Source organism: Paractinoplanes globisporus DSM 43857 (genome assembly GCF_000379645.1).
GTDB lineage: Bacteria > Actinomycetota > Actinomycetes > Mycobacteriales > Micromonosporaceae > Actinoplanes > Actinoplanes globisporus.
The window spans coordinates 1-26,153 of the sequence record NZ_KB903300.1; the positions used below are offsets into that span (position 1 = coordinate 1).

Annotated in this window: 24 protein-coding genes; 7 read left to right on the plus strand and 17 right to left on the minus strand. The window is 71.3% G+C overall.

The genetic code is table 11. The features are described from left to right. Positions 1-66: 66 nt before the first annotated feature. From A3CQ_RS60135 to A3CQ_RS0114355, 11 genes are all read right to left on the minus strand, one after another. Entirely contained in the window at positions 67-264 is a 198-nt protein-coding gene (locus A3CQ_RS60135) for a hypothetical protein (RefSeq protein WP_157295846.1), read from the minus strand. 80 nt (positions 265-344) lie between these two features. Further along, positions 345-1,070 (minus strand): SDR family NAD(P)-dependent oxidoreductase, encoded by a 726-nt coding sequence (locus A3CQ_RS0114310; protein WP_026205690.1) that lies wholly within the window; start codon positions 1,068-1,070, stop codon positions 345-347. Positions 1,071-1,389: 319 nt separating this feature from the next. Further along, a complete protein-coding gene (locus A3CQ_RS0114315; protein ID WP_026205691.1) occupies positions 1,390-3,303 on the minus strand; it encodes a serine/threonine-protein kinase in 1,914 nt (637 codons plus the stop codon). A gap of 81 nt (positions 3,304-3,384) precedes the next feature. Continuing rightward, on the minus strand, positions 3,385-4,854 hold the full coding sequence (locus A3CQ_RS0114320; RefSeq protein WP_020511627.1) for a fused MFS/spermidine synthase: 1,470 nt from the start codon (positions 4,852-4,854) through the stop codon (positions 3,385-3,387). Further along, positions 4,851-5,864, minus strand: a complete 1,014-nt coding sequence (locus tag A3CQ_RS0114325; RefSeq protein ID WP_020511628.1) for a coiled-coil domain-containing protein — start codon at positions 5,862-5,864, stop codon at positions 4,851-4,853. The genes A3CQ_RS0114320 and A3CQ_RS0114325 overlap by 4 nt, the downstream gene beginning before the upstream one ends. A 62-nt stretch (positions 5,865-5,926) precedes the next feature. Continuing rightward, positions 5,927-6,700, minus strand: coding sequence for an SDR family NAD(P)-dependent oxidoreductase (locus A3CQ_RS0114330; protein WP_026205693.1), 774 nt, complete (start codon positions 6,698-6,700; stop codon positions 5,927-5,929). An 8-nt stretch (positions 6,701-6,708) separates the two neighbouring features. After that, positions 6,709-7,518, minus strand: coding sequence for an inositol monophosphatase family protein (locus tag A3CQ_RS0114335; RefSeq protein WP_020511630.1), 810 nt, complete (start codon positions 7,516-7,518; stop codon positions 6,709-6,711). Further along, positions 7,511-7,966, minus strand: a complete 456-nt coding sequence (locus A3CQ_RS0114340) for a response regulator (RefSeq protein WP_020511631.1) — start codon at positions 7,964-7,966, stop codon at positions 7,511-7,513. Before A3CQ_RS0114340 ends, A3CQ_RS0114335 begins: the two co-directional genes overlap by 8 nt. After that, positions 7,963-9,552, minus strand: a complete 1,590-nt coding sequence (locus A3CQ_RS0114345) for a sensor histidine kinase (protein WP_020511632.1) — start codon at positions 9,550-9,552, stop codon at positions 7,963-7,965. The genes A3CQ_RS0114340 and A3CQ_RS0114345 overlap by 4 nt, the downstream gene beginning before the upstream one ends. Further along, positions 9,549-10,754, minus strand: coding sequence for a PP2C family protein-serine/threonine phosphatase (locus tag A3CQ_RS0114350; protein WP_020511633.1), 1,206 nt, complete (start codon positions 10,752-10,754; stop codon positions 9,549-9,551). The genes A3CQ_RS0114345 and A3CQ_RS0114350 overlap by 4 nt, the downstream gene beginning before the upstream one ends. A gap of 79 nt (positions 10,755-10,833) precedes the next feature. Beyond that, the gene (locus tag A3CQ_RS0114355; protein ID WP_020511634.1) at positions 10,834-11,187 is read right to left on the minus strand and encodes a hypothetical protein; all 354 of its coding nucleotides are present in this window, start codon (positions 11,185-11,187) and stop codon (positions 10,834-10,836) included. 75 nt (positions 11,188-11,262) lie between these two features. Between A3CQ_RS0114355 and A3CQ_RS0114360 the strand changes: the two genes are divergently transcribed. Further along, entirely contained in the window at positions 11,263-13,632 is a 2,370-nt protein-coding gene (locus A3CQ_RS0114360) for a M28 family peptidase (protein ID WP_020511635.1), read from the plus strand. A 1-nt stretch (position 13,633) separates the two neighbouring features. Here A3CQ_RS0114360 and A3CQ_RS0114365 read toward each other — a convergent pair whose 3' ends face one another. Both A3CQ_RS0114365 and A3CQ_RS0114370 read right to left on the minus strand, forming a co-directional pair. After that, the gene (locus tag A3CQ_RS0114365) at positions 13,634-13,918 is read right to left on the minus strand and encodes a Smr/MutS family protein (RefSeq protein WP_020511636.1); all 285 of its coding nucleotides are present in this window, start codon (positions 13,916-13,918) and stop codon (positions 13,634-13,636) included. Next, positions 13,915-14,289, minus strand: coding sequence for a tetratricopeptide repeat protein (locus A3CQ_RS0114370; protein ID WP_026205694.1), 375 nt, complete (start codon positions 14,287-14,289; stop codon positions 13,915-13,917). Before A3CQ_RS0114370 ends, A3CQ_RS0114365 begins: the two co-directional genes overlap by 4 nt. A 138-nt stretch (positions 14,290-14,427) precedes the next feature. Between A3CQ_RS0114370 and A3CQ_RS0114375 the strand changes: the two genes are divergently transcribed. Then, entirely contained in the window at positions 14,428-16,503 is a 2,076-nt protein-coding gene (locus A3CQ_RS0114375; RefSeq protein WP_026205695.1) for a hypothetical protein, read from the plus strand. Here the strand turns inward: A3CQ_RS0114375 and A3CQ_RS0114380 are convergent. Continuing rightward, complete coding sequence (locus A3CQ_RS0114380; RefSeq protein ID WP_157295848.1) at positions 16,490-16,810, minus strand: RCC1 domain-containing protein; 321 nt, start codon at positions 16,808-16,810, stop codon at positions 16,490-16,492. The genes A3CQ_RS0114375 and A3CQ_RS0114380 overlap by 14 nt on opposite strands. Before the next feature lie 48 nt (positions 16,811-16,858). Further along, complete coding sequence (locus tag A3CQ_RS0114385) at positions 16,859-17,074, minus strand: hypothetical protein (RefSeq protein WP_157295849.1); 216 nt, start codon at positions 17,072-17,074, stop codon at positions 16,859-16,861. 130 nt (positions 17,075-17,204) lie between these two features. Between A3CQ_RS0114385 and A3CQ_RS0114390 the strand changes: the two genes are divergently transcribed. From A3CQ_RS0114390 to A3CQ_RS0114410, 5 genes are all read left to right on the plus strand, one after another. After that, positions 17,205-17,942, plus strand: coding sequence for a response regulator transcription factor (locus A3CQ_RS0114390; RefSeq protein WP_020511641.1), 738 nt, complete (start codon positions 17,205-17,207; stop codon positions 17,940-17,942). Next, positions 17,920-19,503, plus strand: a complete 1,584-nt coding sequence (locus A3CQ_RS52780) for a sensor histidine kinase (RefSeq protein ID WP_040432407.1) — start codon at positions 17,920-17,922, stop codon at positions 19,501-19,503. Before A3CQ_RS0114390 ends, A3CQ_RS52780 begins: the two co-directional genes overlap by 23 nt. A gap of 175 nt (positions 19,504-19,678) precedes the next feature. Continuing rightward, entirely contained in the window at positions 19,679-20,758 is a 1,080-nt protein-coding gene (locus A3CQ_RS0114400; RefSeq protein WP_020511643.1) for a 3-deoxy-7-phosphoheptulonate synthase, read from the plus strand. 33 nt (positions 20,759-20,791) lie between these two features. Beyond that, complete coding sequence (locus A3CQ_RS0114405; protein WP_020511644.1) at positions 20,792-22,822, plus strand: ArnT family glycosyltransferase; 2,031 nt, start codon at positions 20,792-20,794, stop codon at positions 22,820-22,822. 158 nt (positions 22,823-22,980) lie between these two features. After that, positions 22,981-24,219: a bifunctional glycosyltransferase family 2/GtrA family protein gene (locus A3CQ_RS0114410; protein WP_020511645.1), complete on the plus strand. Its 1,239-nt coding sequence runs from the start codon at positions 22,981-22,983 to the stop codon at positions 24,217-24,219. Positions 24,220-24,566: 347 nt separating this feature from the next. On the opposite strand, the gene A3CQ_RS0114415 is transcribed toward A3CQ_RS0114410, so the two are convergent. Beyond that, a complete protein-coding gene (locus tag A3CQ_RS0114415) occupies positions 24,567-24,851 on the minus strand; it encodes a DUF3040 domain-containing protein (RefSeq protein WP_026205697.1) in 285 nt (94 codons plus the stop codon). A gap of 200 nt (positions 24,852-25,051) precedes the next feature. Next, a complete protein-coding gene (locus A3CQ_RS0114420; protein ID WP_026205698.1) occupies positions 25,052-26,149 on the minus strand; it encodes a DNA glycosylase AlkZ-like family protein in 1,098 nt (365 codons plus the stop codon). Between the last annotated feature and the right edge of the window lie 4 nt (positions 26,150-26,153).

The following is a 26,153-nucleotide window of genomic DNA, read 5'->3' on the forward strand; positions in this document are numbered from 1 at the left end:
AGGTCGCGATCGACGACCGCTGGTCGGGCCTGCGCTTCCGGCCGAACCGCGAGGACGAGGGCCGCTTCACCGGCGGCGCGAACTAGCCCACCGCGTGGGCACCTCCGGGTCCGCCTGCGTCGGGCCCACGCGGCGTGCGGCCACGCCGATCGGGGCCACGCGGGCCAGGGCCACGCGGGCCAGGGCCACGCGGGCCAGGGCCACGCGGGCCAGGGCCACGCGGGCCAGGGCCACGCGGGCCAGGGCCACGCGGGTCAAGGCCACGCGGGTCAAGGTCACGGCGCCGCCGACCATTGCTCGCGCTGTGCTCGTCGCGATCGGTCGGGGAAGTCGGGTGATGAGGGTCAGCGGCCGAGGACGGAGCCGCCGTTGACGTTGATGATTTGGCCGGTGACGTAGCCGCTGCCGGGGCCGGTCAGCCAGCGGACGGCCTCGGCTATGTCCTGGGGCTCGCCGGCGCGCTTGACCAGCGTGGCGTTGACGCGGGCCTGGTGGCCTTCGGGGGTCATGCGGCCGGTGAAGAACTCGCTGTCGGTGATATAGCCGGGGGAGATGACGTTGGCGGTGATGCCGGACTCGCCGAGCTCGGTGGCCAGGTCGAGGGCGTAGCCGTGCAGGGCGGCCTTGGCGGCAGAGTAGGGGCCGCCTCCACCCTTTTGGGCGGCGATCGAGCTGGTCAGGATGATGCGACCGCCGGGACGACGCATGGACGGCAGGAGGGCGGTGGTCATCAGGACGGCCGTGAGCACGTTGGAGTCGAAGTTGGCGCGCCACTGCTCGGCCACCTGGTCGAGTGTGGAGTCGTCGCCGGGCACGAAGGCGCCGGCGTTGTTGACCAGCACGTCGAGTGGTCGGCTGCCGACCGCCTCGACCACGGCAGGAATCTGCGCCGGGTCGGAGACGTCGGCGGTCACCGCGGACGCCTGCGGGCCGATCCACTTCACGGCGTCGGCCAGCACGTCGGGGCGGCGGCCGACGATGATGACGTCGTAGCCCTCCCCCGCGAGCATGCCCGCCGTCGACCGTCCGATGCCGGTTCCGCCACCGCTGACCACCGCAAGCCTCGACATGCCCCGACCCTAACGACGCCCTCGCCCGCCCGCAGCCCACTTCGCCGCCGCGAAACGCATGACGCTGGCCACGCACCGTCCCGATCGGAACCACATCGCCGGTCTGCGCCGTCCGACGACGGCCGGGCGCAGAAACCGGGCGGCAGCTGGGCGCGGCGAACGGGCGCAAAACCGGGCGGCAGCCGGGCGCGGCGAGCGGGCGGCAGCCGGGCGCGGCGACCGGGCGCAAAAACCGGGCGGCAGCCGGGCACGGCGAGCGGGCGCAGGTGGCCGGGCCGCAGTGGCGGGGCAGCACGACCACGCCATGGGAGTCGTGCGGTCAGAGGGCGAGCGAGAAGCCTCCGCCCTTGCGGGGTTTGGGCGGTGGCAGGGAGGGCGTTTCCGGTGGGGTGGCGGGCTTTGAGTTGTGGAAGCGCTTCTGGGGCGTGCTGCTCTTGCGGGGTGGGCGGTCGCGCTTGTCGTTGCCGCCGACGCTTCGGGCTGGGGGGCGCTTCTCGCCGGCGGCTTCGCTGATTTGTTCGCCGGTGGAGTCGGGGGCGGTGTTGGCCAGGACTTCGGCTCGGCATTTGCGGCCGTCGAGGGTGAAGGCGAGCGGTAGTGGGTTGTTCCCGCTGTAGGCGCCGCGCAGGGTGAATGTCTTGCGGGTTCCGTGGCCGTTGGCGGTTACCTTGCGGCCGGTCTGGGTTACGGCCTTCGGGGCACCGGTCAGGCGTTGCGATCCGGGGTAGGCGAAGACGACCCGCCACGAGGAGCGGCCCACCTCGTCGCTCGTGGCCACCGTCAGCACTGCCTCGTATTCGCGGCCGGAGTCGCGGCGGAGTTGGTAGCGGACGGCGCACTCCGTTCGGGCCGGGCCGACCGCGCCGGGGCCGGCTCCGGCCGCCTGCGCCTGCTCCACGTCGGGGGATTCGCGGGTTGTCGCCCAACCGATTCCGGCAACCGCCAGCAGGCCGGCGGTCACCAGGGCCACCTGCACCCGATGCCGGCCCGTCAGCATGTCTCGGGCCAGGCCGCCACCGGCAAAGCCGCCCAGCCGGCCGCCACCGCCCAGCCGGCCGCCACCGAGCAGACCGTCACCACCAAGTCGGCGGCCGCCGACCGAACCGCCGCCACCCAACCTGCCCCGGAACGGACCTCCGCCGCTGAACAGGCCTCCACCGAGCGGCCGCACCCCACCAAGCCGCACCCAGCTGCCGAAACGCAGGCCGGCGCGCAACCGCAGGGAAGTGAGCCTCTGCCGGTGGACGCGCCCACCGGCGAACACACGCCGCCGAGGCCCACCACGCGCGGGCGTCGGAGCCCAGCGCCGAGGAGCAGGGGCGGAAGCCCGCACCGGCGGCGGCGCGTCGTCCGGGCGCTCCCGCACCGGCGGCAGCACCGGCTGGAGACCGACCGCCCCGGCCAGGACTCGGGCCACCGCAGCGGCGTCGGGCCGATCCGCCGGGCTCTTGGCCAGGCACGCCAGACACAGCTCACTCACCGCCGACGGCATCTCCGGCCGCGGCGGCAGTGGGGCCGGATCGGCGTACAGATGGGCGCGCAACGCCTCGGCCGTCGTCTCGGCCGGCCAGGGCAGGCGGGCCGTCAGCAGGCGATAGAGCAACAGCCCCAGCGCGTACACATCAGTGGCCGCCGAGACCTGCGCGCCGGCCAGCCGTTCGGGCGCCAGGTACGCCGGCGTGCCCAGCAGGCTGCCGTCGGGGGCCGCGTCCCGCTCGCCGACCACCGCGGAGATCCCGAAGTCGACCACCTTCGCCCCGGTCACCGTGAGCATCACGTTGGCGGGGGTCACGTCGCGGTGCACCACCCCGCGCGCATGCGCCGTGGCCAGCGCCGACGCCACCTCGGTCGCGACCGTCACCGCCTCCCGCCACGGGAGCGGGCCCTGCCGGTGCAGGCGGGCCGCCACCGACTCGCCGTCGTTGAGCTCCATCACCACGTACGGAACGGTCAGGTGTTGATTGAGCGGGGACTCGCCGAAGTCGAAGATCCCGGTGATGTGCGGATGGCAGAGCCGGGCCGCGGCCAGCGCCTCCTGCCGCAGCCGGTCGCGGAAGCTCTGATCCTCGGCGAGCCGTGGCGACAGCACCTTGACGGCGACCGATCGGCCCAGGGTCTCGTCGTAGCCGCGCCAGACCACCGACATTCCGCCGGTGCCGAGCTTCTCGACGAGTCGATATCGTCCCGCGATGCGAGGCGAAGCATCCTGACCGTTTCGCTCCGTCCGCCCCATGTGCCGATTGTGACCCGAGGTGTACCGCCCCTGGCGCCGCACGGAGAAACCTAGGAGATATGTCCGGATTCGGAAACGGGATCAGCGGGACAGAAGCTGATCCACGGGCGCGTAGTCATCAGTGAGGACTCGCGCCCCACGGGCCCACTCCGCACCCTCGCGCACCGAAGGAGGCGGCGAGACCGAGGCCAGGCGGGAGCGGAGATCCGGAAGCGGCGAGTGCGACGCGACGATCACGAAGTTGGAGCCGGCCGCACGGGACAACGCATCGGGCGGAGCGATCAGAGCCACGTACGGAAACACCGAGGCGACCGTCGCCAGCTCGGCCCGGATGAAGCGGTCCGGCGGATAGTCGATCACGTTCTGGGCGTAGACGCCGCCGGGCCGCAGCACCCGGGCGATGTCCTGCGCCATCTCCCTGGTGGCCAGATGCCACGGCACCACCAGGTACCCGAACGCGTCCCCCACCACCAGGTCGTACGAGGCGCTGGGCTGCGCCGCCAGCCCCACCCGCGCGTCACCCACCCGAACCCGCAGGTCGGGCCCGGTCACCAGCCCCAGCTTCCGCTTGTCCAGCGCGACCAGCCCACCGTCGAGCTCAACCACCTGCTGCCGGCTCCCGGGCCGGGTCGCCCGCAGATAGCCGGGCAGCGTGAACCCGCCCCCACCCAGGTGCAGGGCATCGATCGCGCCGGCCGGCAGCGAGTCCGCCACCGCCGCGATCCATTGCACGTACGCGAACTCCAGATGCCGAGGATCCCGCAGGTCGACGTACGAGTGGTGGGCCGAGTTCAGGATCAGCAACCGCCCACCGGGAACCGCCGGATCGGCCTGCACCCGGGCGCAGTGATAGGCCGTCTCGACGTCGCACGGATTCGGCCCCACCACCCCCAGCCCGGCCCCGACCAGCCCCAGCGTCACCAGCGTCGCCCGGGTCCTCGGCTGCCCCGGCAAGGTGGGCCGCCGCAGCCAGAGGTGCAGCGCTATGCCGCCGACCGCCAGCAACCCGGCCAGCGTGAGCACGATCCAGCTGGTCGGCATGGCCGCCACCAGGACGAACCCGGTCGCGAGCGTGGCCGTGATCGCCCCCAGCGTGCCGATGCTGGACAGTCGCCCGACCACCGACCCGGTCCGGTCGAGGTCGCCGAGTTGGAGCTTCACCACCATCGGGTTGATCGTCGAGAGCAGGAACGCGGGCGGGAAGACGGCCAGGGCCGCGAGCAGGAGCACCGCCGGCGCCGCCCCGCCCCGCAACACCTCCCCGCCGTAGCGGACCAGCGGCAGCGTCACGGCCGTCCCGATCGCCCCGAGCACCAGCGCCGGAGTCAGCAGCAGGCGCGGGTCGAACCGGTCCGCGAGGCGGCCGCCGAGCCACGTCCCGTACGCGATGGCGGCCAAAGAAATCCCGATGACCGAGCTGCTCACCTGCAGTGTCACGCCCACATAGGGCCCGACCAGGCGCAACGCCACGATCTCCAGCACGAGGACCGCGCCGCTCGCCGAGAAGACCAGGGTCGAGGCCAGCCCCGAGGGCAGAGCCCGATACGTCACAGCATCGACAGGTGTACGTGGTTGGTGTGCACGACGGACGGTCCGCCGCTCGCGCTGTACGCCTTCCAGCCCGTGCCCGGCATCCAGATCTGCCGGTACCAGATCACGTACATGATCCCGAGCCGGTCGGCGTTCTTCACGAAGTACGCCGCCAGGTTGTTGCCGTACGTCTTGTCGGCGCCGGTCGCCGCCTCGTCCAGGAACCCGGTCGAGTGCGCCGCGAAGTCGCAGGCCCGTCCCTTCGGATGCTCGCCGCTGTCCTGGTGCCGGAAGCAGGCGACGTAGTGGGTGAAGCCGGCCGCCTTGGCCTGCTGCATGGCGTGCAGGGTGCGCGGCGTGATGCACCCGGTCGTGGTCGGGTCGTTGACCGTGCACGACTCCTTGGGCCACGAGCCGTCCGAGTTGCGCGGCGCGGGCTGGGCCAGGGGCGAGTTCACGCTCACGAAGCCGCCGGCCGCGCCACCACCGCCGACGCTGCCCAGCGCGACCTCGGCCTCTCTCTTCTTCTTGGTGAGCGCCGTGACCTGCTTCTGCTGCTCGACGATCTCCTTGTCGACGGCGGCCTTGGCGGCGGTCGCCTTGGCCAGATCGTCCCGGTACTGCTGGAGAATCTGGCCGTCGAGCTGGGCGAGCATGTCGATCTGCTGGATCCGCTCGAGGAAGGAGTCGGGCGAGGTCGAGTTGAGCAGCATGCTCATCGTGCTGGTGCGGCCGAGCCGGTAGGACCGGTTGGCGATCTGGCCGACCTGGCCCTTGAGCGACTTGGCCTCGGCCTGCGCCTGCTTCACCGTGGCCTGCAGCTGGGTCTGGCGCTTCTTGGAGGCGTTGAGTTTCTGGATCGCGTCGGCCTGACCCTTGGCCGCCGACTCGAGCGCGTCGGTCAGCGTCTTGCTGCCGCCCTCGTCGGGGTCGGCCATCGCCGGCGACGAAACGCCGCCCACCCAGAGCACGGACACGGCGACGAGCAGCGCGACAATCGCGCTGAGTCGCCGCAGGAATACCGCCGCCACGGATACCTCCCAAGAGTCAGCGCGGAGACTTTACCGCGTTGACCAAGGGATGGGCAGATCGATCAGGTCGCCGAGTATCCGCCGTCGACGAAGAGTGTTTGGCCGGTCACGGCGACCGCAGCATCGCTCGCCAGAAAGATCGCACAAGCCCCGAAATCTTCCGGTACGCCGTTTCTGCCGATCATCGTGCGTGCCGCGTGCCGGGCCACCGTGGCCGGGTCCGCGAAGACCGGTTCGGTGAGCGGCGTGTGCACGACGCCGGGCGCGATCGCGTTGCAGCAGACCCCGTGCCGCGACCACGCCTCGGCCTGCGACCGGGTGAGCCCGACCAGGCCCGCCTTCGCCGCGCCGTACGCCCCGCTGTTCCCGTACGCCCGGAACGCCTGCTGGGAGACGACGTTGATGATCCGTCCCCAGCCGCGGGCCGCCATCCGTGGGCCGAACGCCTGGCCGAGCAGGAACGGCGCGGTGAGGTTGGCCGCGAGCGTGGCGTCCCAGTCGTCATCCGTGAGCTCGTCCATCGGTGGGCGCCGGTTGATGCCCGCCGAGTTGACCAGCACGTCGGGTCCCCCGTACCCGGTCAGAATCTTGTCGATGACCTGCGTGACGGCCGCACGATCGGCGAGATCGGCGGAGATCGCGTGTCCCTCCGCGCCGAATCCGCGCAGTTCGGCGACCACCTCGGCCATCGGCGCCTCGCGCCGTGCCACCAGCAGGATCCGGGCGCCGGCGCGGCCGAGCGCGACCGCCATCGCACGACCGATGCCCGAGCTGCCACCGGTCACGACGGCCGTGCGTCCTTCAAGACCAAAAACCTCGCGGAGGTACGTCGTCACGCCGCGGCCTACAAGATCGAGGGATCGGGGAAGAGGGTGTCCCGAACGGTGTGCCAGACGTCGTCGTTGGGCGCCACAAGCAGGCCACGCTCGCTGTTCGTCGGGTGGTACGCCGAGCCGTCGAGGTGACGGACCGTGCCGCCGGCCTCCTGGACGATCAGCGCGCCGGGCGCGTGATCCCACGGCAGGATCCGCCAGAACAGCACGAACTGCTGCTCGTCGGTGGCCACGGCCGGATATTCGTACCCGGCGCAGTGGTGACCGTTGGTGACCTCGCCCAGCTTCGGCGCGTTGGCCGTCGCGACCTCGCGCAGATGCCGCGGCAGGTAATGCCGCGCGACGACGCCGCGGAGGTGGGCCGCGCCCGGATCATCGGTGCGCGTTTTCACGCGTACGCCGTCCCGATAGGCCCCCGCGCCCGACTCCGCCACCGTCAGGTGGTTGCCGGGGACGTCGAGGATCCATGACGCCGTGAGCTCGCCGTCCCGCGCCAGCGCCACCATCACGGCGAACGGCGTCTTGCCGGCCGCGAAGTTGTTGGTGCCGTCGACGGGATCGACGATCCACACCGCGCCCGGGTCACCGACCCGATCGAGCACCCGGGGGTCGGCGGCCACCGCCTCCTCGCCGACCACGATCGAGCCGGGCAGCAGCGCGGTGAGCCCGCGGGTCAGTGCCCGTTCCGACTCCTGGTCGGCGATCGTGACGACGTCGCCGGGCGACTTCTCGTGGATCTCACCGGCGGCGAGGTGACGGAAGCGCGGAAGCACGATCGTCGCCGCGACCTCCCGGATGAGATCGGCGACCTGGTCAAGCACGCGGCGGCAGCTTCACGACGCTGACGAAGAACTCGTCGATCTGCCGGATCACCGTGATGAACCGCTCGAAGTCGACCGGCTTGGTCACGTACGCGTTGGCATGCAGCTGGTAGCTGCGCAGGATGTCCTCGTCGGCGGCCGAGGTGGTGAGCACGACGACCGGGATCCGGCCGAGGTCGTCGTCCTTCTTGATCTCCTCGAGCACCTCGCGGCCGTCCCGGCGCGGCAGGTTGAGGTCGAGCAGGATGAGGTCGGGGCGCACGGCCTCCGCGTACTGCCCCTCGCGGCGCAGGTAGGCCAGCGCCTCGGCGCCGTCCGAGACGACGCTGAGCCGGTTCTGGACCTTGTGCTCCTCGAACGCCTCCTGCGTCATGAGCACGTCGCCGGGATCGTCCTCGACCAGCAGGACCTCGATCGGCGTGCCGTCGGCGCGTATTGGATCGGTCACGCGTTGACCTCCGTCCTTTCCTCCGTCGCGGGGGCGGGTTCGAGCGCGCCCGGCAGCACCGGAAGCGTGAAGTTGATCGACGTGCCCTCCTCGACCTCGAGGTCGAGCCAGATCCGTCCGCCATGGTATTCGACGATCTTCTTGACGATAGCGAGCCCGATCCCGGTGCCCTCGTAGGCGTCGCGGGCGTGCAGCCGCTGGAAGATCACGAAGACCTTGTCGGCGAACTCGGCCTCGATGCCGATGCCGTTGTCGCGGACGTTGATCACCCACTCGCCGTCGTCGCGCCGCGCGCTGATCCGCACGGCCGGCGGGACGTCGGGGCGGCGGAACTTCAGCGAGTTGCCGATCAGGTTGACGAACAGGGTGGTGAGCAGCGGCTCCTCACCCTCCACGACGGGCAGGTCGGCCCAGGTGATCTGGGCGTCCTCGCCGGCCCGCCCCTCCAGCTGGGAACTGACGTCGGTGAGCACCCGGCCGAGGTCGACCTCGGTGAAGCCGGCCGTGATCCGCCCGATCCGGGAGAACGCCAGCAGGTCGTTGATGAGCCGCTGCATGCGCTGGGCGCCGTCGACGGCGAACGCGATGTACTGGTCGGCGCGCTCGTCGAGCTGGCCGGCGTAGCGGCGCTGCAGCAGCTGACAGAAGCTGGCCACCTTGCGCAGCGGCTCCTGCAGGTCGTGCGAGGCGACGTAGGCGAACTGCTCGAGGTCGCGATTGGACCGGGTGAGCTCCTCGGCCTGCTGCTTGAGCTGCTCGTTCACCCACTCGATCTGGGCGCGCGCCTCGCGCACCTCGGCCAGGTCCGAAACGATCTTCTGTCGCATGCCGTCGATGTCGGCCGCGAGCTTGGCGAGGTCGGGCGAGCCGCCGCCCTCGATGTGCTTGTCGTACTCCCCCGCCGCTACCTGTCGCACCTGCTCGGCGAGCTCGCCCACCGGCCGGCTGACCAGGCGGTCGAGCAGCAGGAGCAGGCCGGCCCCGGCGAGGATGATGATCGCGGCGGCGGCGATCTGGATCGCCACCATGGTCTGGCTGGAGTCGCGCGCCGCGGTCGCCGACCTGGTGCGCAGCACCTGGATCTCGTCCTGCATGGCCGAGATGGCCCGGCGCAGATCGTCGAAGTAGCCGGTCGAGCCCGCGCTGATCAGCGTCCGGCCGGCCGCGGGGCCCTCGGTGCGGACCGCGTTGATCACCGGGTTGGCGACCGCGTCATGCCACGCGGCCGCGCGCTGCCGCACCACCCCGAGCGAATCGCGGATCGCCGTGTCGCCGGGGTGCAGCAGCTCCTCGATACGGGCGATGTTCTCCTGCTCGGCGGCGATGCCCTGGTTGTACGGGTCCAGCGACGCCGGCCATCCGGTGATGGCGTAGCCCCGGATGCCGGTCTCCTGGTCGACGTACGCCGTGTTCAGCGCCTCGCCGGCGGCGCGCATCGGGCTCGCCCGGTTGAGCACGTCGTCGAGCTGCCGGTTGTTCTGCGCCGCCGTGAGCGCCGCGAAGACGGCCAGCGCGCCGAGCAGGAGGCCCGCGGCGACGCAGAGCGCGGTGATCCGTGCCCGCAGTGTCCAGCGACGCAGGCTCATCGCCCACCGCCGTGAGTGATCAGCAGCATCGCCACGTCGTCGGCGAGCGGGCCGCCGTTGGCCTGGTCGGCCTGCCCCACCAGCCAGGCCGGCAGCGCCGGCAGCGGCACCCCGCGGGCGGACGGCTCGTCGAGCAGCCCGCAGAGCCCGTCCACGTCGAGCCGCTCGGCCCCGGCTCCGGTGTGCCCCTCGATCAGGCCGTCGGTGTACATCAACAGCGACCAGTCGTCGCCGACCAGATGGAGCTCGGTGACCGGCGCCGGCTTGGGCCGGACGCCGAGCACGATGCCGGGCGTGGCCGCGACCGGCTTGGCGTGCCCGCCGGAGAGCAGCACCGGCGGCGGGTGGCCGGCCAGGCGTACGGTCGCGCGGTTGCCCGGCAGGTCGAAGACGACGGTGGCGACCGTGGCGAAGACCTCGCGGGCCCGGCGCTCGCTCATCAGCACCTGCTCGACCGAGCCGAGCACCTGGTCGTCGGGCACGCCGGCCAGCACCAGCGCTCGCCAGGCGACCCGCAGCTCGACGCCGAGCGCGGCCTCGTCGACGCTGTGCCCGCAGACGTCGCCGACGATCACGTGCAGCCGGTCGTCGCCGACCTGGACGACGTCGAAGAAGTCACCGCCGAGCAGGCCCATGGCCCGGCCCGAGCGGTAGAACGTGTGCACCTGGAGCGCGTCGGTCGACATCAGCGGCTGGGGCAGCAGGCCGCGCTCGAGGCGGGCCGACTCGGCCTGGCGCAGCTCGACCTCGCGCAGCCGCTGCGCGTTCTCGTCGGCGCGCTTGCGCTCGACCGCGTACCGCAGCGAGCGGGTCAGCAGAACCCCGTCGACCTGGCCCTTGACCAGGTAGTCCTGCGCGCCCTCGGCGACCGCGACGACGCCCAGGTGCTCGTCGGAGCGGCCGGTCAGCACGCAGACCGCGGCGCTGCCGGCGACCGCGAGCAGCTTGCGCAGGCCGTCGATGCCCTCGGCGTCGGGCAGTCCCAGGTCGAGCAGGATGCACTGGACGCCGCGCATCTTGGTCTTGGCCTCGCGCAGCGTCGTCGCCACCTCGAGGTCGAACGGCGCCTCGGCCTCGTTCAGCAGCTCGCGGACGAGGAACGCGTCGCCCTCGTCGTCCTCGACGAGGAGCACGCGCAGCCGTTCCTGGCCGGCCGCGGAGCCGGTCCGGGCAGCGACGGGGGCGACCGACCGTTCAGTCATGCCGTTACCCCACTCGTTTCCACCCGATCGGACCCGACGATCGTGTACCACGACCGGCGAGCGCACAACTCCACGAGGATCACGCTCGGTCCTCGGAGGGAACAGCGTCCTCGGCCGCGACGCGGCGGGCGTGATCGGCGATGACCTGGCCGAGGATGCCGTGCAGGCGGCCGCAGTCGGGGCAGTGCAGGTTCTCGTCCAGGCGGCGGCTGCCGCACTCGACGCAGGTGCCGCGGTCCTCCGGGTCGTGGTACGACTCCAGGGCACGGCACATCGCGCGGATCACGTGGTCGCTGACCGCGAAGACGCCCTCGCCGAGCGCGGTGCGCACCCCGACCATCGCGACGGGGTCGGCCTCCGGGTTCGGGTCGTAGGGGGCGACGTTGTCGATGAACTTCGCGATCACGGCGGCAGGGTCGAACGGCGAGCTCACCCCGACAACGCTATTGCACGCCGTAAACGATCTTCCGGCTACCCGGTGGCGTACCCAACCGCTTAAATGGCACCCATGAGTGATCCAGGTCTCGCCGTCGGACCACGCCGGGCGATCGCCGCGCTGGCCACGGTGGTCGTTCTGGCCCTGATCGGGTTCGCGGCGATCTGGTCGGTACGCCCGACCGCCGCGCACGACGCGACGGCGACCGGATTCAGCGCCGCGCGCGCGTTCCAGCAGGTCCAGGCGATCGCCACCGAGCCGCATCCGGTCGGCAGCGCCGCGCAGGACAAGGTTCGCGACCATCTGGTCACGACCCTGCGCGGGCTCGGGCTCTCCCCCGAGATCCAGGACACGGTCTCCATCGAGGGCGGCGAGCTCTCCTCCAGCGCCGGCGGCGCCAGTCTCGCCCACGTGCGCAATGTGGTCACTCTCATCCCCGGCACCGCCTCCACCGGGCGCATCTTCCTGGTCGCGCACACCGACTCGGTGCAGGTCGGCCCCGGTGGCAACGACGACGCGGCCGGGGTTTCGGCGATCCTCGAGATCGCCCGCGCCCTGACCAGCGGCCCCCGCCCGCGCAACGACGTCGTGCTCGTGCTCACCGACGGCGAGGAGGCCTGCCTCTGCGGCGCCAAGGCGTTCGTCGACCAGCATCCGCTCGCCCAGGGTGGGGGCATCGTGCTCAACCTGGAGGCCCGCGGCAGCAGCGGCCCGGCGATCATGTTCGAGACCGCCGCCGACAACCGCGCACTGGTCGACGTCTACGCGCACGCCCCCAAGCCGGTCGGCACGTCGTTCGCGGTCGAGATCTACCGCCTGCTCCCCAACGACACCGACTTCACGGCGTTCCGCGAGGCCGGCTTCACGGGGCTGAACTCGGCGTACATCGACGGCGCGGCGGTGTATCACGCGCCGACCGACCTGCCGTCGTCGATGGACCACGACAGCCTGCAGCATCACGGCGACAACGCCCTCGAGATCACCCGTGACCTCGCCGGCCGCGACCTCTCGACATTGACCTCGTCCGACGACGCGACCTACTTCCCCGCCCCCGGCCTGCTGGTGCGCTACCCCGGCGAGCTGGTCTGGCCGCTGGCCGGGCTCGCCCTGGTCGCCGTCGTCGCGCTCGGCTGGCTGGCTCGCCGGCGCGGCCTCACCACCGGCCGCAAGCTGGTGGGTGCGTCGATCGTCACACTGCTGCCGATCATCGTGGCGCCGGTCCTGGCTCAGCTCTTCTGGCTGCTGCTCAAGCTGATCCGCCCGGAGTACGCGGAACTCCCGATAGACCCGTACCGCCCGGGCTGGTTCCGGCTGGCCGTGCTCGCGCTGACCGCCGTGGTGGTGTTCGGGTGGTACGCGTGGTTCCACCGCACCCGCCGGGCCGGTCCCGACGCGCTGGCCATCGCCGGCCTCGGCTGGCTGGCCGTGCTCGGCCTGGCCCTGGCCGGCCCGATGCCCGGCGGCTCCTACCTGGGCGCCGTGCCCGCGCTGGCCGGCGCCGTGGCCGGCATCGTGGCGATTCTGGTGCGCGGCTGGTGGTCGGTGCTCGCGATCACCCTCGGGGGCGCCGTCGCGGTGATCATCCTGCTGCCTACGGTGATCATGCTGTTCCCGGCCCTCGGCATGCCGATGGCCGGCGTCGGCGCGTTCCTGGCGGTGCTGCTCGGCCTCGCCCTGCTCCCGGCGATCGAGCTGCTCCACCCGCTCGCCGGCGGCCAGCGCGGCCTCGACGCGCTGCGTGCCCGCCGCCGCGGCGCCCTGCCCGCCCTCGCCGCGCTGCTGGCCACCGTGATCTGCACGGTCGTCGGCCTGTCGGTCGACCGCTTCGACGCCGAGCACCCGGCGCTCACCCAGCTCATGTACGCGCTCGACGCCGACAACGGCACCGCGCAGTGGCTCAGCGACGAGTCGGTCACCCAGAAGTGGACTTCGCAGTACGTCTCCGGCGACCTTCACAAGGTCAACGCGACGCTGCCCGCGTTCGGCCCCGAACAGATGCGCACCGGCCAAGCCGAGGCCGCCTCGCTCCCGGCTCCGAAACTCACCCTCGAGTCGGACACCCGCACGGGCGACGGCCGGGTGCTGAAGCTGCTGCTCCAGCCCCAGCGACAGGTGCGGCTCACCACGCTGCACGTCGACGCGGCGGTGACGGTAACCGCGGCCACCGTCGGCGGGCGCGAGATCCCGGCGGCAAAGGTGGAGAAACCGCAGAAGGACAAGGACGGCCCGTGGGGCTTCGGCTTCGTGTTCCACGCACCGCCGACGGAAGGTGTCGAGATCACCCTGACCGTGAAGGCGACCGGCCCGGTGAAATTCCGGGCCATGGACGGCAGCGACGGCCTGACCGCCCTGCCCGGCTTCCACGCCCGCCCGACCGGCGTCGGCATCGCCGGCTCACACACCAGCGAGCTGCTGGCGGTCGCCAAGACCTACACGTTGTGACTTACCTACCCCGACCGCGGCGGCCGGTGGATACGTTGTGCCGGAAGTGGATGAAGAGGCGGCCCCAGTTGTCGCCGTCCTTCTCCACCCGGTGGTAGAGCTGCTTGATCTCGCGCTGGTCGAGGAAGCGCAGCACCTTCTTCTTCAGCGCGCCGCTGCCCTTGCCGGGGATGATCTCGACGAGCGTGGCCTTCTTCTCGATGGCCTCGTCGATGATGCCGCGCAGGGCCCGGTCGATCTCGGTGCCCTTGTTGAAGATGTCGTGCAGGTCGAGCTTGAGCTTCACTTGTCGATCCTATGCGCGCCGAGCCATTCCTCGACCCGGCGGACGGCCTCGGCGTAGTCGGCCTGCTGCTTCATCGCGGCGGCGAGCCTCAGGTGCGGCAGCGCCTCACGGAATCGGCCGGCCCTCTCCAGGGTCCGGCCGAGCACGTGGTGTGCGTAGTGATCCGACGGATCATGCTCGATCAGCGCTCTGAGCTGGGCCTCGGCGCCCGCGAGCTGGGCCGAGTTGAAGTACGCGCGGGCCAGCAGCTGGCGGACGGCGGCGTTGTGCGGCTCGGCCTCGACGATCGGCTCGAGCAGGCGGGAGGCGCCGAGCGGATCACCGGACTCGAAGAAAAAGGTTGCTCTGCGGTACTCCTCGAGAAGATCCACGTGCACGCTCCCCACGCTCGCGCCGACCCGCCAGATTCCAACGCTGGCACAACAAGCGCCCAACGGCGAGTGTTCCGCCGGTCCAAGCTTCCCGACAAATCACCGTATTCGGCAACTTCCCCGCCGGACAATGCCTGCGTGGGGGACTTTCCGAGTCATGTGGTGTCCGTGCCGGCCCGTCCACGATTCGGACGAACCCGGGCCGGCACGGTCGGGGTCTTCGCCCTCGTGCTGTGCCTGATGCTGGCGGGCGGGAGCGCGTCGCCGGTGCTGCGCTCGCCGGCCTTCCTGATCGCCGGGATGCGGGACATCCCGTCCGCGCCGACCGGTCAGCCGTGGACTCCCGCCCCGCTGACCGTCGACGGCCTGCGGATGGTGGCGAGCACCCAGGGGCAGCGGTTCCTGCTGCACACCGCGGCCGGCGACAAGGACTTCCTGCCCGGCGTCGACCTGGGCGACACGACCCCGGGACACGTGCCGGGCGATCCGTCGATCTCGGCGGCGCAGTACCGGGCCTGGTTCGCGGCCATGAGCCTGCTCGGCATCCGGGTGGTGCGGATCTACACGATCCACCGGCCGGCGTTCTACCAGCAGCTGGCCGGGTACAACCGGGAGAACCCGGACCGGCCGCTCTACCTGATGCAGGGGGTCGCGCTGCCGACCGACGCGTACATCTACCGGAAGAACCTGTACGACAAGCAGGTCACCCAGGCGTTCAAGGGCGAGCTGAAGGACGCGGCGAAGGCCGTCTCCGGGGAGCTGACCACGACCGACGGCGCATGGGACACCGACGTCACGCCGTGGCTCGCCGGCTGGATCATCGGGACCGAGCTGGATCCGTACGCGATCATGGCCTCGGACCGGCGCAACCGGAACGCCAAGCCGGTGTCCGGCCGGTTCTTCCGCAGCACCGCGGGCGCGAACCCGACCGAGCGCTGGCTCGCGGCGCGGATGAACGAGCTGGCCGGCTACCAGGCCGCGAAGGGGCTGAGCGAGCCGATCGCGTTCGTCAACTGGCCGACCACCGACCCGCTGCGGCACCCGCAGGAGCCCCTCAAACAGGAGGATCTGTACCAGCTCGACGCGAACCACGTGGCGCCGACGTCGAACTGGCCGGCCGGCACCTTCGCGAGCTACCACGCCTTTCCCTACTACCCGGATTTCCTGCGGCGCGAGCCCGGCCTGCAGAAGGGCGACCCCTACGCCGAGTATTTGACCACCCTGCACAAGCACCACGCGACGATGCCGACCATGGTCACCGAGTTCGGCGTGCCGTCGTCGATCGGCTCGGCGCACTACGGTCCGCTCGGCCGCGACCAGGGCGAACACAGCGAGACCGACGCGACGCGGATCGACGGCGAGCTGCTGCGGCTGATCAAGGACCGGGGGCTGGCCGGCGGGTTCCTCTTCGAGTGGGCCGACGAGTGGTACCGGCTCGCCTGGAACACGATCACCCACCAGGACGCGAGCCGCCGCCAGCTGTGGCACGACCCGCTCACCAACGAGCAGTGGTTCGGGCTGCTCGCGACCGATCCCGGCCCGCTGGCCACCGAGACGACGCTGTTGGACGGAAGCGGTGGCTGGCCGGCACAGCGGGTGAGCGCGCGCGTCGACGAGTCCTTCCTCCATCTGGACGTGAAGCTGGGCGACTCGCCGCCGGGATCGCTCCGCGTCGGCTTCGACGTGCTGCCGAGCCTGAGCGGCACACCCATGACCGGAAGCGCCGACCGGCGGCCCGACGCGATCTTCGCGCTCAACCTCGTCGGCAAGACCGGGCAGGCGTACGTCCGGGAGCAGCTCGACCCGATTCCGCTGGATCAGGCGGTGCCCGAATCGCAGCGCGGGCCGGCGCCGGACGGATGGCGGGCGTTCGAGCTGCTCGTCGACCGGGCGAAGCCGATCGAGCTGCAGAACGCGGGCCTGCTGCGGCACGGCGTCCTGTGGGAGATCGACAAGGACGAGCTCACCGTACGGGTGCCGTGGTCGATGCTGGCGTTCGCCGACCCGTCCTCGCACGAGGTCGGAGTGCCGAGATCCGGAAAGCTGACGTTCTCGACCAGCCCGGGGGTCGGCGTCTCGCTCTCGGCCTCCGGCACCGACCAGGTGGCCGGTCAGGTCACCTGGAGCACCTGGAACGTGCCCCTCTACACCGAGCGGCTCAAGAGCGGAGCCTCCGCCTTCCGGGACGCGGCCCTGTCCGTCACAGGCGGCTGAGCAGCAGCAGCGTGGTGCCGGCGGCGAGCAGCAGGGCGCCGATCGTCACCAGCAACAGTGGGCTCCGGCTCGGCCCGAGCGGCTTCGGATAGTCCGCGCCCCAGCAGTAGACGTCGCCGGCCTCGGTGAGCGCGCAGGTGCTCTCCCCGTCGGCGACCAGCTGCACGACCCGGCCCTGGAGGCCGACCTGCACCAGGCGGTCCCGGCAGACGCCGTCGCATCCGTCGGCCACGGCCGGTGCGGGGGCGACCAGGAAAAGCGTCGCGATCACGGCCAAGATCGCCAATACCCGACGCGTGATCCACATGCAACCATTATGGGCGTTTTATACGCTTTGGTGGCTTATGACACGCGCTCATGCCGCCGCGACCTCCTCCAAGATCGCATGGCTGGTGATCGTGTCGGCCGCCGTCACCGTCGCATAGCCGGACAGCTCACTCGCGGCGCCGAGCCGGGTGGTGGCGAGGGTCTCCGGGCCGAGGACGGCGGCCACCGCGACGGCGGCGCCGAGCACCGCCAGGCCGCTACGCCGCCGCCAACCGAGCATCCCGTGCCTCTTCGTCTGCGTCATGACCACCACATTCGGGGCGTACGGTGTCATCTGGCTGTGCGGATTCTCAGGCCTTCCTATGTACGCCCTTCACAGGTGGTACACAGGAATCGAAAAGGCGGCTCAAAGCGTGACCCGTGACAGTAGGGGCATGACGATGGCGAACCAAGAATCCGGCACCGAACTCCGCCGCCCCGACGGTGGCCCGGTTCGAGTCCTCGTGGTCGACGACGAGCCGACACTTGCCGAGCTGCTCTCGATGGCCCTGCGCTACGAGGGCTGGGACGTGAAGAGCGCCGGCGACGGCCAGACCGCCGTGCGCACCGCCCGCGAGTTCCGCCCCGACGCCGTCGTCCTCGACATGATGCTGCCCGACATCGACGGGCTCGAGGTGCTGCGCCGGCTGCGCGGCGAGTCGCCCGAGGTGCCGGTGCTCTTCCTCACGGCGAAAGACTCGGTGGAGGACCGCATCACCGGCCTCACCGCCGGCGGCGACGACTACGTGACCAAGCCGTTCAGCCTCGAGGAGGTCGTGGCGCGGCTGCGCGGGCTCATGCGCCGGATGGGGCACTCGCCGATGCGTACCGACTCGCAGCTGATCGTCGGCGACCTCTCGCTCGACGAGGACAGCCATGAGGTGCGCCGGGGTGGCGACCTCGTTACGCTCACCGCCACGGAGTTCGAGCTCCTTCGGTACCTCATGCGTAACCCGCGCCGCGTGCTCAGCAAGAGCCAGATCCTCGACCGGGTGTGGAACTACGACTTCGGCGGCCAGGCCAACGTCGTCGAGCTCTACATCTCGTACCTGCGCAAGAAGATCGACGCGGGTCGCGCACCGATGATCCACACCATGCGCGGAGCCGGCTATGTCCTCAAGCCCGCTGACTGAGTCCCCCGTCGGCCGTCCCGCCCGCTGGCGCAGCCCGGCGGGCTGGCCGCTGCGTACCCGCATCGTGGCGACCATGATCATCTTGCTCACCGTGCTCGGCGTCGCGGTCGGCGGCACGGGCGAGATCTTCCTGCGCAAGCAGCTGTACGACCAGATCGACACGAAGCTCCAGGACGCCCAGCGCCGCGCCCACTTCGCCCTGTCCGACCAGCAGCAGGGACAGAACACCCCGCCGCACGGCCCGGGCGGCGGCTACCTGCCCGGCGGCGGCCCGCCCAACGGCGTTCAGGACAAGACTGTCATGGTCCAGCTGTCCCCGACCGACAAGACGATCGTCTACGGCGGCATCCTGAGCGACTCGGGCACCGACGGCACCCAGGGCATCCAGGCCCTGCCGGCCGATGCACAGACCGCGGTGACCACCATCGCCCTCGACAACCACCCGCGCGACGTCGACCTCGGCTCGCTCGGCGAGTACCGGCTCGTCGCCAACACCGACCAGGACGGCATGGTCATCGTGACCGGCCTGCCGCTCAGCGACCTGCACACGACGCTGCTCCGGGTCGCCCTCGTCACCGGCGGCGCGGTGCTGATCGCGCTGGTGATCGCCGGCTGGGCCGGCGCGCTGATCGTGCGGTTCACGCTGCGCCCGCTGCGCCGGGTCGCGTCCACCGCCAGCCGGGTCTCCGAGCTGCGGCTCGACCGCGGCGAGGTGGAACTGGCCCAGCGCGTGCCCGAGGCCGACACCGACCCGCGCACCGAGGTGGGCGCCGTCGGCGCGGCCCTCAACCGGATGCTCGACCACGTCGGCAGCGCCCTCGAGGCCCGGCATGCCAGCGAGATGCAGGTACGCCAGTTCGTCGCCGACGCCAGCCACGAGCTGCGCACCCCGCTCGCCGCGATCCGCGGGTACGCCGAGCTCAGCCGCCGCAGCCGCGCCCCGATCTCCGACGAGATCGCGCACGTGCTCTACCGGGTCGAGTCCGAGGCCAAGCGGATGACCGTGCTCGTCGAGGACCTCCTGCTGCTGGCCCGCCTGGACGCCGGCCGCCCGCTCGCCCACGACCCGGTCGACCTGACCATGCTGGCCGTCGACGCGGTCAGCGACGCGCACGCCGCCGGGCCGCGCCACTACTGGCAGCTCGACCTGCCCGAGGAGCCGGTCACCGTGATCGGCGACGGCGCCCGCCTGCACCAGGTGCTGGCCAACCTGCTGGCCAACGCCCGGACGCACACGCCCGACGGCACCAGCGTGACGGTCTCGGTGCGCGCCAACGACGACTCCGCCGTGGTGCACGTCATCGACAGCGGTCCCGGCATCCCGGCCGAGCTCCAGCCGCACATCTTCGAGCGGTTCGCCCGCGGCGACAGCTCCCGCTCCCGGGCGGCCGGCAGCACCGGTCTCGGCCTGTCGATCGTGCACGCCGTGGTCACCGCTCATCGAGGCAACGTGTCCGTGCAGAGCGTCCCGGGCCAGACGGTCTTCACCGTGGTCCTGCCGCTCGTACCGCCCGGCCTCGTCCCAACAGCTGGGCCCCAACTGGCCCAGCGAGCCGGGTGACGCGTTATGCTTGCCGACGTGTCCAGGAGCTATCTGCGGTTTACGAGGCCGGCTTTCGCCGGTGCCTCGGTTGTGCCCGCATGACCTGAGACACCCGCCAGAGCCGGCCGAGGCAGCGACGACGTCGCTGCCTTTTTGTTTGCCGGCTCTCGCCCCGGGCGCCGGCCCGAAGGAGATGAAGATCGTGACCATCCCCGAGGTTCAGCGCGTCCGTGACCAGCGCATCGCCGCCGTCGTGCCGCTGATGAGCCCCGCGCTGCTCCACCACGAGCTGCCGCTGACGTCCGACCTGCACGACAACGTGCTCGACGGCCGCCGCCAGGTCGAGGACGTGCTCAACGCCCGAGATCCGCGGCTGCTGGTCGTGGTCGGTCCCTGCTCGGTGCACGACCCGGTCGCCGCCGGCGAGTACGCGGGACTGCTGCGCGAGCAGGCCGACCGGCTCGCCGACGACCTGCTGATCGTGATGCGGGTCTACTTCGAGAAGCCGCGCTCCACAGTCGGCTGGAAGGGCCTGATCAACGACCCGGCCCTGGACGGCACCGGCGACGTCGGCACCGGCCTGCGGATCGCCCGCAAGCTGCTGCTCGAGATCGTCCGGCGCGGCCTGCCGACCGCCGTCGAGTTCCTCGACCCGATCACGCCGCAGTACATCGCGGACACCGTGGCCTGGGGCGCGATCGGTGCCCGTACGGTGGAATCGCAGGTGCACCGGCAGCTGGCCTCCGGTCTCTCGATGCCGATCGGCATGAAGAACCGGCCCGACGGGAGCATCTCGACCGCCATCGACGCGATCCAGGCCGCTGCCGTGCCGCACGTCTTCCCCGGCATCGACTTCTCCGGCACCCCGGCGATCCTGCACACCACCGGCAACCCCGACACCCACCTGGTGCTGCGCGGTGGCGGCGGCCGCCCCAACTACAGCGCCGACGACGTCTCGTCCGCCCTGCAGCTGCTGCGCAAGGCTTCGCTGCCCGAGCGGCTGGTGATCGACTGCTCGCACGGCAACAGCAACAAGGACCACCTGCGCCAGCCGCTGGTCGCCGACGACGTGGCCGGGCAGGTCGCCGAGGGGCAGAACGGGATCAGCGGCGTGATGCTGGAGAGCTTCCTCGTCCCCGGGCGGCAGGACCTCGGCGGCGAGCTCACCTACGGCCAGTCGGTCACCGACGCCTGCATGGGCTGGGACACGACCGTCGAGGTGCTGGAGAGACTCGCCACCGCTGCTCACAGCAGGCGCACAGTCGCGGCATAAAGACGAGACAGCGGGCGCGCCGACAGTGGGGCCATGACCTCGACGCTGCCCGTCGTTCTGCCACAGCCGCCTGAGGCCCCGGCTCCGCCCGAGCGCCGCCGGGACCCGGCCTGGGCCAGACCGGCGCTCTATGTTCTCCTCCTGCTCACCGGCGTCCTCTACATCTGGGGGCTGGGCAAATCGGGCTGGGCCAACGCCTTCTACTCGGCGGCGGCCCAGGCCGGCTCGGCCAGCTGGAAGGCGTTCTTCTACGGCTCGTCCGACGCGGCCAACTCGATCACTGTGGACAAGACGCCCGCGTTCCTCTGGGTCATGGCGCTCTCCGCCCGGATCTTCGGGGTCAACTCGTGGAGCATCCTCGTTCCGCAGGCGCTCATGGGCGTGGCCAGCGTCGGGTTGCTGCACGGCACGGTCAAGCGATGGTTCGGCCCGGCGGCGGGCCTGATCGCCGGCGCGACGCTGGCGCTGACCCCGATCGCCGTGCTGATGTTCCGCTTCAACAACCCGGACGCGCTGCTGGTCCTGCTGATGATCGCCGGCGCGTGGGCGACCACCCGAGCCATCGAGAACGGCTCGACCAAGTGGCTCGCGCTCGCCGGGGTGTTCCTCGGTTTCGGCTTCCTCACCAAGATGCTGCAGGTGCTGCTGGTGGTGCCGGCCTTCGCGCTCGCCTACCTGATCGCCGGCCCGCCGAAGCTCGGCAAGCGCATCGTCCAGCTGCTGATCTCGGGACTCGCGCTGGTCGTCTCGGCCGGGTGGTACATCGCGATCGTCGAGCTCGTGCCGGCCTCGATGCGGCCGTACATCGGCGGCTCGCAGAACAACAGCATCCTCGAGCTTGCCCTCGGCTACAACGGGTTCGGCCGCCTCTCCGGCGACGAGACCGGCAGCGTCGGCGGTGGGGGCGGGGGCGGCGGCTGGGGCGAGACCGGGCTGCTGCGGATGTTCGACAGCTCGCAGGGCGGGCAGATCTCCTGGCTGCTGCCGGGTGCGCTGATCGTGCTGGTGGCGGGCCTGGTGCTGACGGCGCCGCGGCTGCGCACCGATCGGCAGCGGGCCGCGCTCGTGCTGTGGGGCGGCTGGCTGGTCGGGACCGGGCTGGTCTTCAGCTACATGCAGGGGATCTTCCACGCGTACTACACGGTGGCGCTGGCCCCGGCCGTCGGCGCGGTCGTCGGCATCGGATCGGTGATGCTGTGGCGCGCGCGGCGCAACGTGGTGGCGGCCTCGACGCTGGCGGCGGCGGTCGCGATCACCGCCTGGTGGTGCTACCACCTGCTCGGTCGCAGCCCGGACTTCGTGCCCTGGCTGCGCTGGGTGGTACTGATCGGCGGGCTGGTCGCGGCGGTGGGCCTACTGGCGAGCCAGCGCCTTTCGGCGCGGCTCGGCCTCGTCTCGGCCGGGGCTGCTCTGGTCGCGGTGCTTGCTGGTCCTTCCGCGTACGCGGTACAGACGGCGTCCCAGGCGCACACCGGGTCGATCCCGTCCGCCGGGCCGGCGACGACCGGTGGATTCGGCGGGCCCGGTGGCGGCGGCGGTCGTGGCGGCGGTTTCGGCGGCCGGGGCTTCCCGGGCGGCGGCGGCTTCCCGGGCGGCGGCGGCACCGGCGCGCAGAACGGCACCACCACCCAGAACGGCTTCCCTGGTGGCGGTGGCTTCGGCCGCGGCGGCGGTGGCATGGGCGGTCTCCTCGACGCCGCCACGGTCAGCGACGAGATGAAGGCGCTGCTGCGGGCCGACGCGTCGAAGTACACCTGGGTGGCGGCCGCGGCCGGCTCGCAGAACGCGTCCGGCTACCAGCTGGCCACCGGCGATCCGGTGATGGCGATCGGCGGCTTCAACGGCACCGACCCGTCCCCCACGCTCGCCCAGTTCCAGAAGTACGTGTCCGAAGGAAAGATCCACTACTTCATCGGCAGCGGCGGTACGGGCTTCGGCGGCGGGGGTGGCAGCAACACCGGCGGCAGCAACGACGCGTCGAAGATCGCCCAGTGGGTGGCCGACAACTTCACGGCCACGACCGTCGGCAACACCACGGTCTACGACCTGAGTTCGCCGGCCTGATCTTCCATCACGTCCCGTGGGCGGCACCCTCACCGAGGGTGTCGTCCACCACTCTGTTCATCCGTTGACGCACGTTTCACGTACTCGAAAACAGACTCACAGAACCGACACAGGCTCGCCTCACGTATCCCCCAGTTGTGCCGACGAATTTGGATGACATGAGTCTTGAGACGCTGGCATCGCACGACGCCGACCCGCCCCGGATCGACGCTCCGGTGCTCGATGTGGTCGTCCCCGTCTACAACGAGGAGATCGATCTCGAGCCGTGCGTGCGGCGCCTGCACGCCTACCTGTCGGCACACTTCCCGTACCGCTTCCGGATCACCATCGCCGACAACGCGAGCACCGACTCGACCGCCGATGTCGCCAAGTGGCTCACCGAGGAACTGCCCGGCGTCGCGTCGGTGCATCTGCCCGAGAAGGGCCGGGGCCGGGCGCTCAAGTACGTCTGGACCAACTCCGACGCGGCCGTGCTGGCCTACATGGACGTGGACCTCTCCACCGACCTGGGCGCGCTGCTTCCGCTGGTCGCGCCCCTGATCTCCGGCCACTCCGACCTGGCGATCGGCTCGCGCCTGGCCCGCGGCTCCCGAGTGGTGCGCGGCGCGAAGCGGGAGTTCATCTCGCGCAGCTACAACCTGATCCTGCGCGGCACGCTGTCGGCGCGCTTCTCCGACGCCCAGTGCGGCTTCAAGGCGATCCGCGCCGACGTGGCCGAGCGCCTGCTGCCGATGGTCGAGGACACCGGCTGGTTCTTCGACACGGAGTTGTTGGTGCTGGCCGAGAAGGCCGGGCTGCGCATCCACGAGGTGCCGGTCGACTGGGTGGACGACCCCGACAGCCGGGTGGACATCGTCTCGACCGCGATGGCCGACCTCAAGGGCATCGTGCGGCTGCTGCGCGCGCTCGGCTCGGGCCGCCTGCCGCTGGGCACGCTGCGCGAACAGCTCGGGCGCAACCCGCTCCCGGTGGCCGGCGTGCCCGCCGGCCTGACCGGACAACTGCTGCGTTTCGCCGCGGTGGGCGTCGCCAGCACGCTCGCCTACCTGATTCTGTACGCCGTCCTGCGCACCGCCGTCAGCCCACAGTGGGCAAACCTGGTGGCCCTGCTCGTCACCGCGATCGCGAACACCGCCGTGAACCGCCGCGTGACCTTCCGCGTCCGCGGCAACCACGGCGCCTGGCGGCATCAGGCCCAAGGCCTGATCGTCTTCGGCATCGGCCTGGCCCTGACCAGCGGCTCGCTCGCCCTGCTCGACGCCATCAGCACGAGCCCGCCCAAAAAGGTCGAACTGGCCGTGCTGGTCCTGGCCAACCTGCTGGCCACCGCGGTCCGCTTCCTGATGCTGCGCATTTGGGTCTTCCGCTCCCGCCGCGGCTCCCAAACCCCGGCCTGACCCGTGCCGCCCGCGCTGCAGGACGCAACGCGGGAATTCCCCGGCACCACGTAAGCCCGAGGGGAGGCGGCGCCGAGTTTCGGCGCCGCCTTCAACACGTCCAGTCCGCCCGCCATCGCTCCGGCCGACTCATGCGGGCCCCGCGTTAACCTGCCAAATGCCGCTAGGCCCGGGCCGTCGGCAGCGCAGGCCAGCAGGCGCAGGGCGGCGTCCCGCGCCATTGGCGACAGACGCTCAAATGAGTAAGCCGGGTGGACCGCCGCTCAGGCGAATCGGCGCGATGGCCGGCGGCGCGACCGGTGGCGGCCACCCGGGCGGAGTGGGCCAGGGTGGCCGGCGGCAACTGGTCAGGTGGAGTCGGCGCGGCGGCGGACCAGGCGGAAGGTCAGCACGGAGGCCACTGTGGTCGCACACACGGCGGCGACCACGGCGGCTATCCACCAGCCGAGCACGGCCAGCGTGATCGCGGCCGCCCAGATGACGATCGCGGTGATGATCAGGGACAGGGTAGGGCCGCGGCGCGGGGCCGGACTGGCCATGCCGCCGGTCATGCGGGCGCAGAAATCTGGGTCATCATGTCTCAGCTGGCGTTCCAGCTCCGCCAGCCGGCGGTTGTCTTCCCTGCTCAGCATGTCGTCACCTCCGGTCGGCACCGGGCCTTCCCGCGATCGAGGGCGAGCCATCTCGATCTATCTCATTGTTACTCGCCCGTTGCTCTCGGGATACCTCCGCCGGATGCCAGTTCCCCGCCATCGCCGGATTTATCCCCTCCCCTTGTCCCAAACCACGAAACGACGAAACCCATCGACCGGCAACGCTGGCGGCGCGGACGTCAGTCGAAGGTGACCGTCGCGTCGGGGACACCCCGGCCGCGGGCGACCTCGGCCGCCTCGGCCTCGATCTGTTTACGGCGCGCGGGCGGGAGCGGGACGAACGAGGTGATCGAGAGATCGACCCGTTTACGGCCGGCCATCTTGGACCGCCACACGCCGAGGATCTCGCCGTCGAGCAGGAGGACGCCGGGGTTGCCGAGGATGCGCCACACCTCTTTCTGCTGTGCCTTGTCGGGGACCAGCAGGTCGCGATCGCGGGCCTGGAGAAGCGGGTCCATCCCGGGGACCAGGCGCACGCCCTCGGGGGTCTCGGCCTTGGCCAGATCGTCCACTGACGACTCGGGCAGCCATGCCTTGCGCCCGCCGACCCGGACCTCGGCCAGGCCGGACGCCGGCCACACGCGTTTCATCTCGGTGGTCGTGCTGCCCAGGTATTTACCCAGCTCGGCGGGGGTCGCGGGGCCGAGCAGGCGCAGATAGGCCGTGATCAGATCGGCGATGCCCTCGTTGTGATCGGGCTGAGGCGGCGCGTCGGGGATCGGGCCGAGCGTCGCGTCACGGCCGCGCGACTCGACCTCGACGCCGCCGGCGAGACCGGAGTGCTGCCAGACGTTTCCCGCGATGTGCCGGGCGCCGCAGCTGCGGCAGTTGTAGGTCAGCTCGCGCGGCACCCGCCGGCTCACCTCGGTGCTCGCCACGCCGCGGGGCATCGAATCGGTGACCACCTCGCGGAACGCGGCGGCGGTCGCGGTGAACGCGGCGATGCCGAGCCGCATGCCCTCGCGGATCTGGCCACTCTGGATGCGCGAGGTGGCGTCGGCGTCGCTGACCGGCCACAGCTGCTTGACCAGGGCCGGCAGGTCGGCGCGGCGATGCAGGTGCGGCGCGCCGCGGGCGGCCCAGACGGTGATCAGCCGCTCGTCGTCGAGGTCGGCGGCGGTGCGGGCGGCCAGGGCGACGGCCTGGGAGCCGGGTGAATACTCCTGGACGCCGAGATCCAGAACGGGCAGGTCGGCGGGACGCTGGTCGCCCCGCTCGGCGAGGCCGAGTGCGGCCACGCGGTACGCCATCACCTGTGCACGATCAACGCTGATCATGGCA

What these genes read in the sequence shown, in the direction of transcription:
- A3CQ_RS0114310 (WP_026205690.1), bottom strand. Translation starts at nt 1,070, where the DNA reads ATGTCGAGGCTTGCGGTGGTCAGCGGTGGCGGAACCGGCATCGGACGG.
- A3CQ_RS0114315 (WP_026205691.1), bottom strand. Translation starts at nt 3,303, where the DNA reads ATGGGGCGGACGGAGCGAAACGGTCAGGATGCTTCGCCTCGCATCGCG.
- A3CQ_RS0114345 (WP_020511632.1), bottom strand. Translation starts at nt 9,552, where the DNA reads ATGAGCCTGCGTCGCTGGACACTGCGGGCACGGATCACCGCGCTCTGC.
- A3CQ_RS0114350 (WP_020511633.1), bottom strand. Translation starts at nt 10,754, where the DNA reads ATGACTGAACGGTCGGTCGCCCCCGTCGCTGCCCGGACCGGCTCCGCG.
- A3CQ_RS0114360 (WP_020511635.1), top strand. Translation starts at nt 11,263, where the DNA reads ATGAGTGATCCAGGTCTCGCCGTCGGACCACGCCGGGCGATCGCCGCG.
- A3CQ_RS0114380 (WP_157295848.1), bottom strand. Translation starts at nt 16,810, where the DNA reads ATGTGGATCACGCGTCGGGTATTGGCGATCTTGGCCGTGATCGCGACG.
- A3CQ_RS0114385 (WP_157295849.1), bottom strand. Translation starts at nt 17,074, where the DNA reads ATGACGCAGACGAAGAGGCACGGGATGCTCGGTTGGCGGCGGCGTAGC.
- A3CQ_RS0114390 (WP_020511641.1), top strand. Translation starts at nt 17,205, where the DNA reads ATGACGATGGCGAACCAAGAATCCGGCACCGAACTCCGCCGCCCCGAC.
- A3CQ_RS52780 (WP_040432407.1), top strand. Translation starts at nt 17,920, where the DNA reads ATGTCCTCAAGCCCGCTGACTGAGTCCCCCGTCGGCCGTCCCGCCCGC.
- A3CQ_RS0114400 (WP_020511643.1), top strand. Translation starts at nt 19,679, where the DNA reads ATGAAGATCGTGACCATCCCCGAGGTTCAGCGCGTCCGTGACCAGCGC.
- A3CQ_RS0114405 (WP_020511644.1), top strand. Translation starts at nt 20,792, where the DNA reads ATGACCTCGACGCTGCCCGTCGTTCTGCCACAGCCGCCTGAGGCCCCG.
- A3CQ_RS0114410 (WP_020511645.1), top strand. Translation starts at nt 22,981, where the DNA reads ATGAGTCTTGAGACGCTGGCATCGCACGACGCCGACCCGCCCCGGATC.
- A3CQ_RS0114415 (WP_026205697.1), bottom strand. Translation starts at nt 24,851, where the DNA reads ATGCTGAGCAGGGAAGACAACCGCCGGCTGGCGGAGCTGGAACGCCAG.
- A3CQ_RS0114420 (WP_026205698.1), bottom strand. Translation starts at nt 26,149, where the DNA reads ATGATCAGCGTTGATCGTGCACAGGTGATGGCGTACCGCGTGGCCGCA.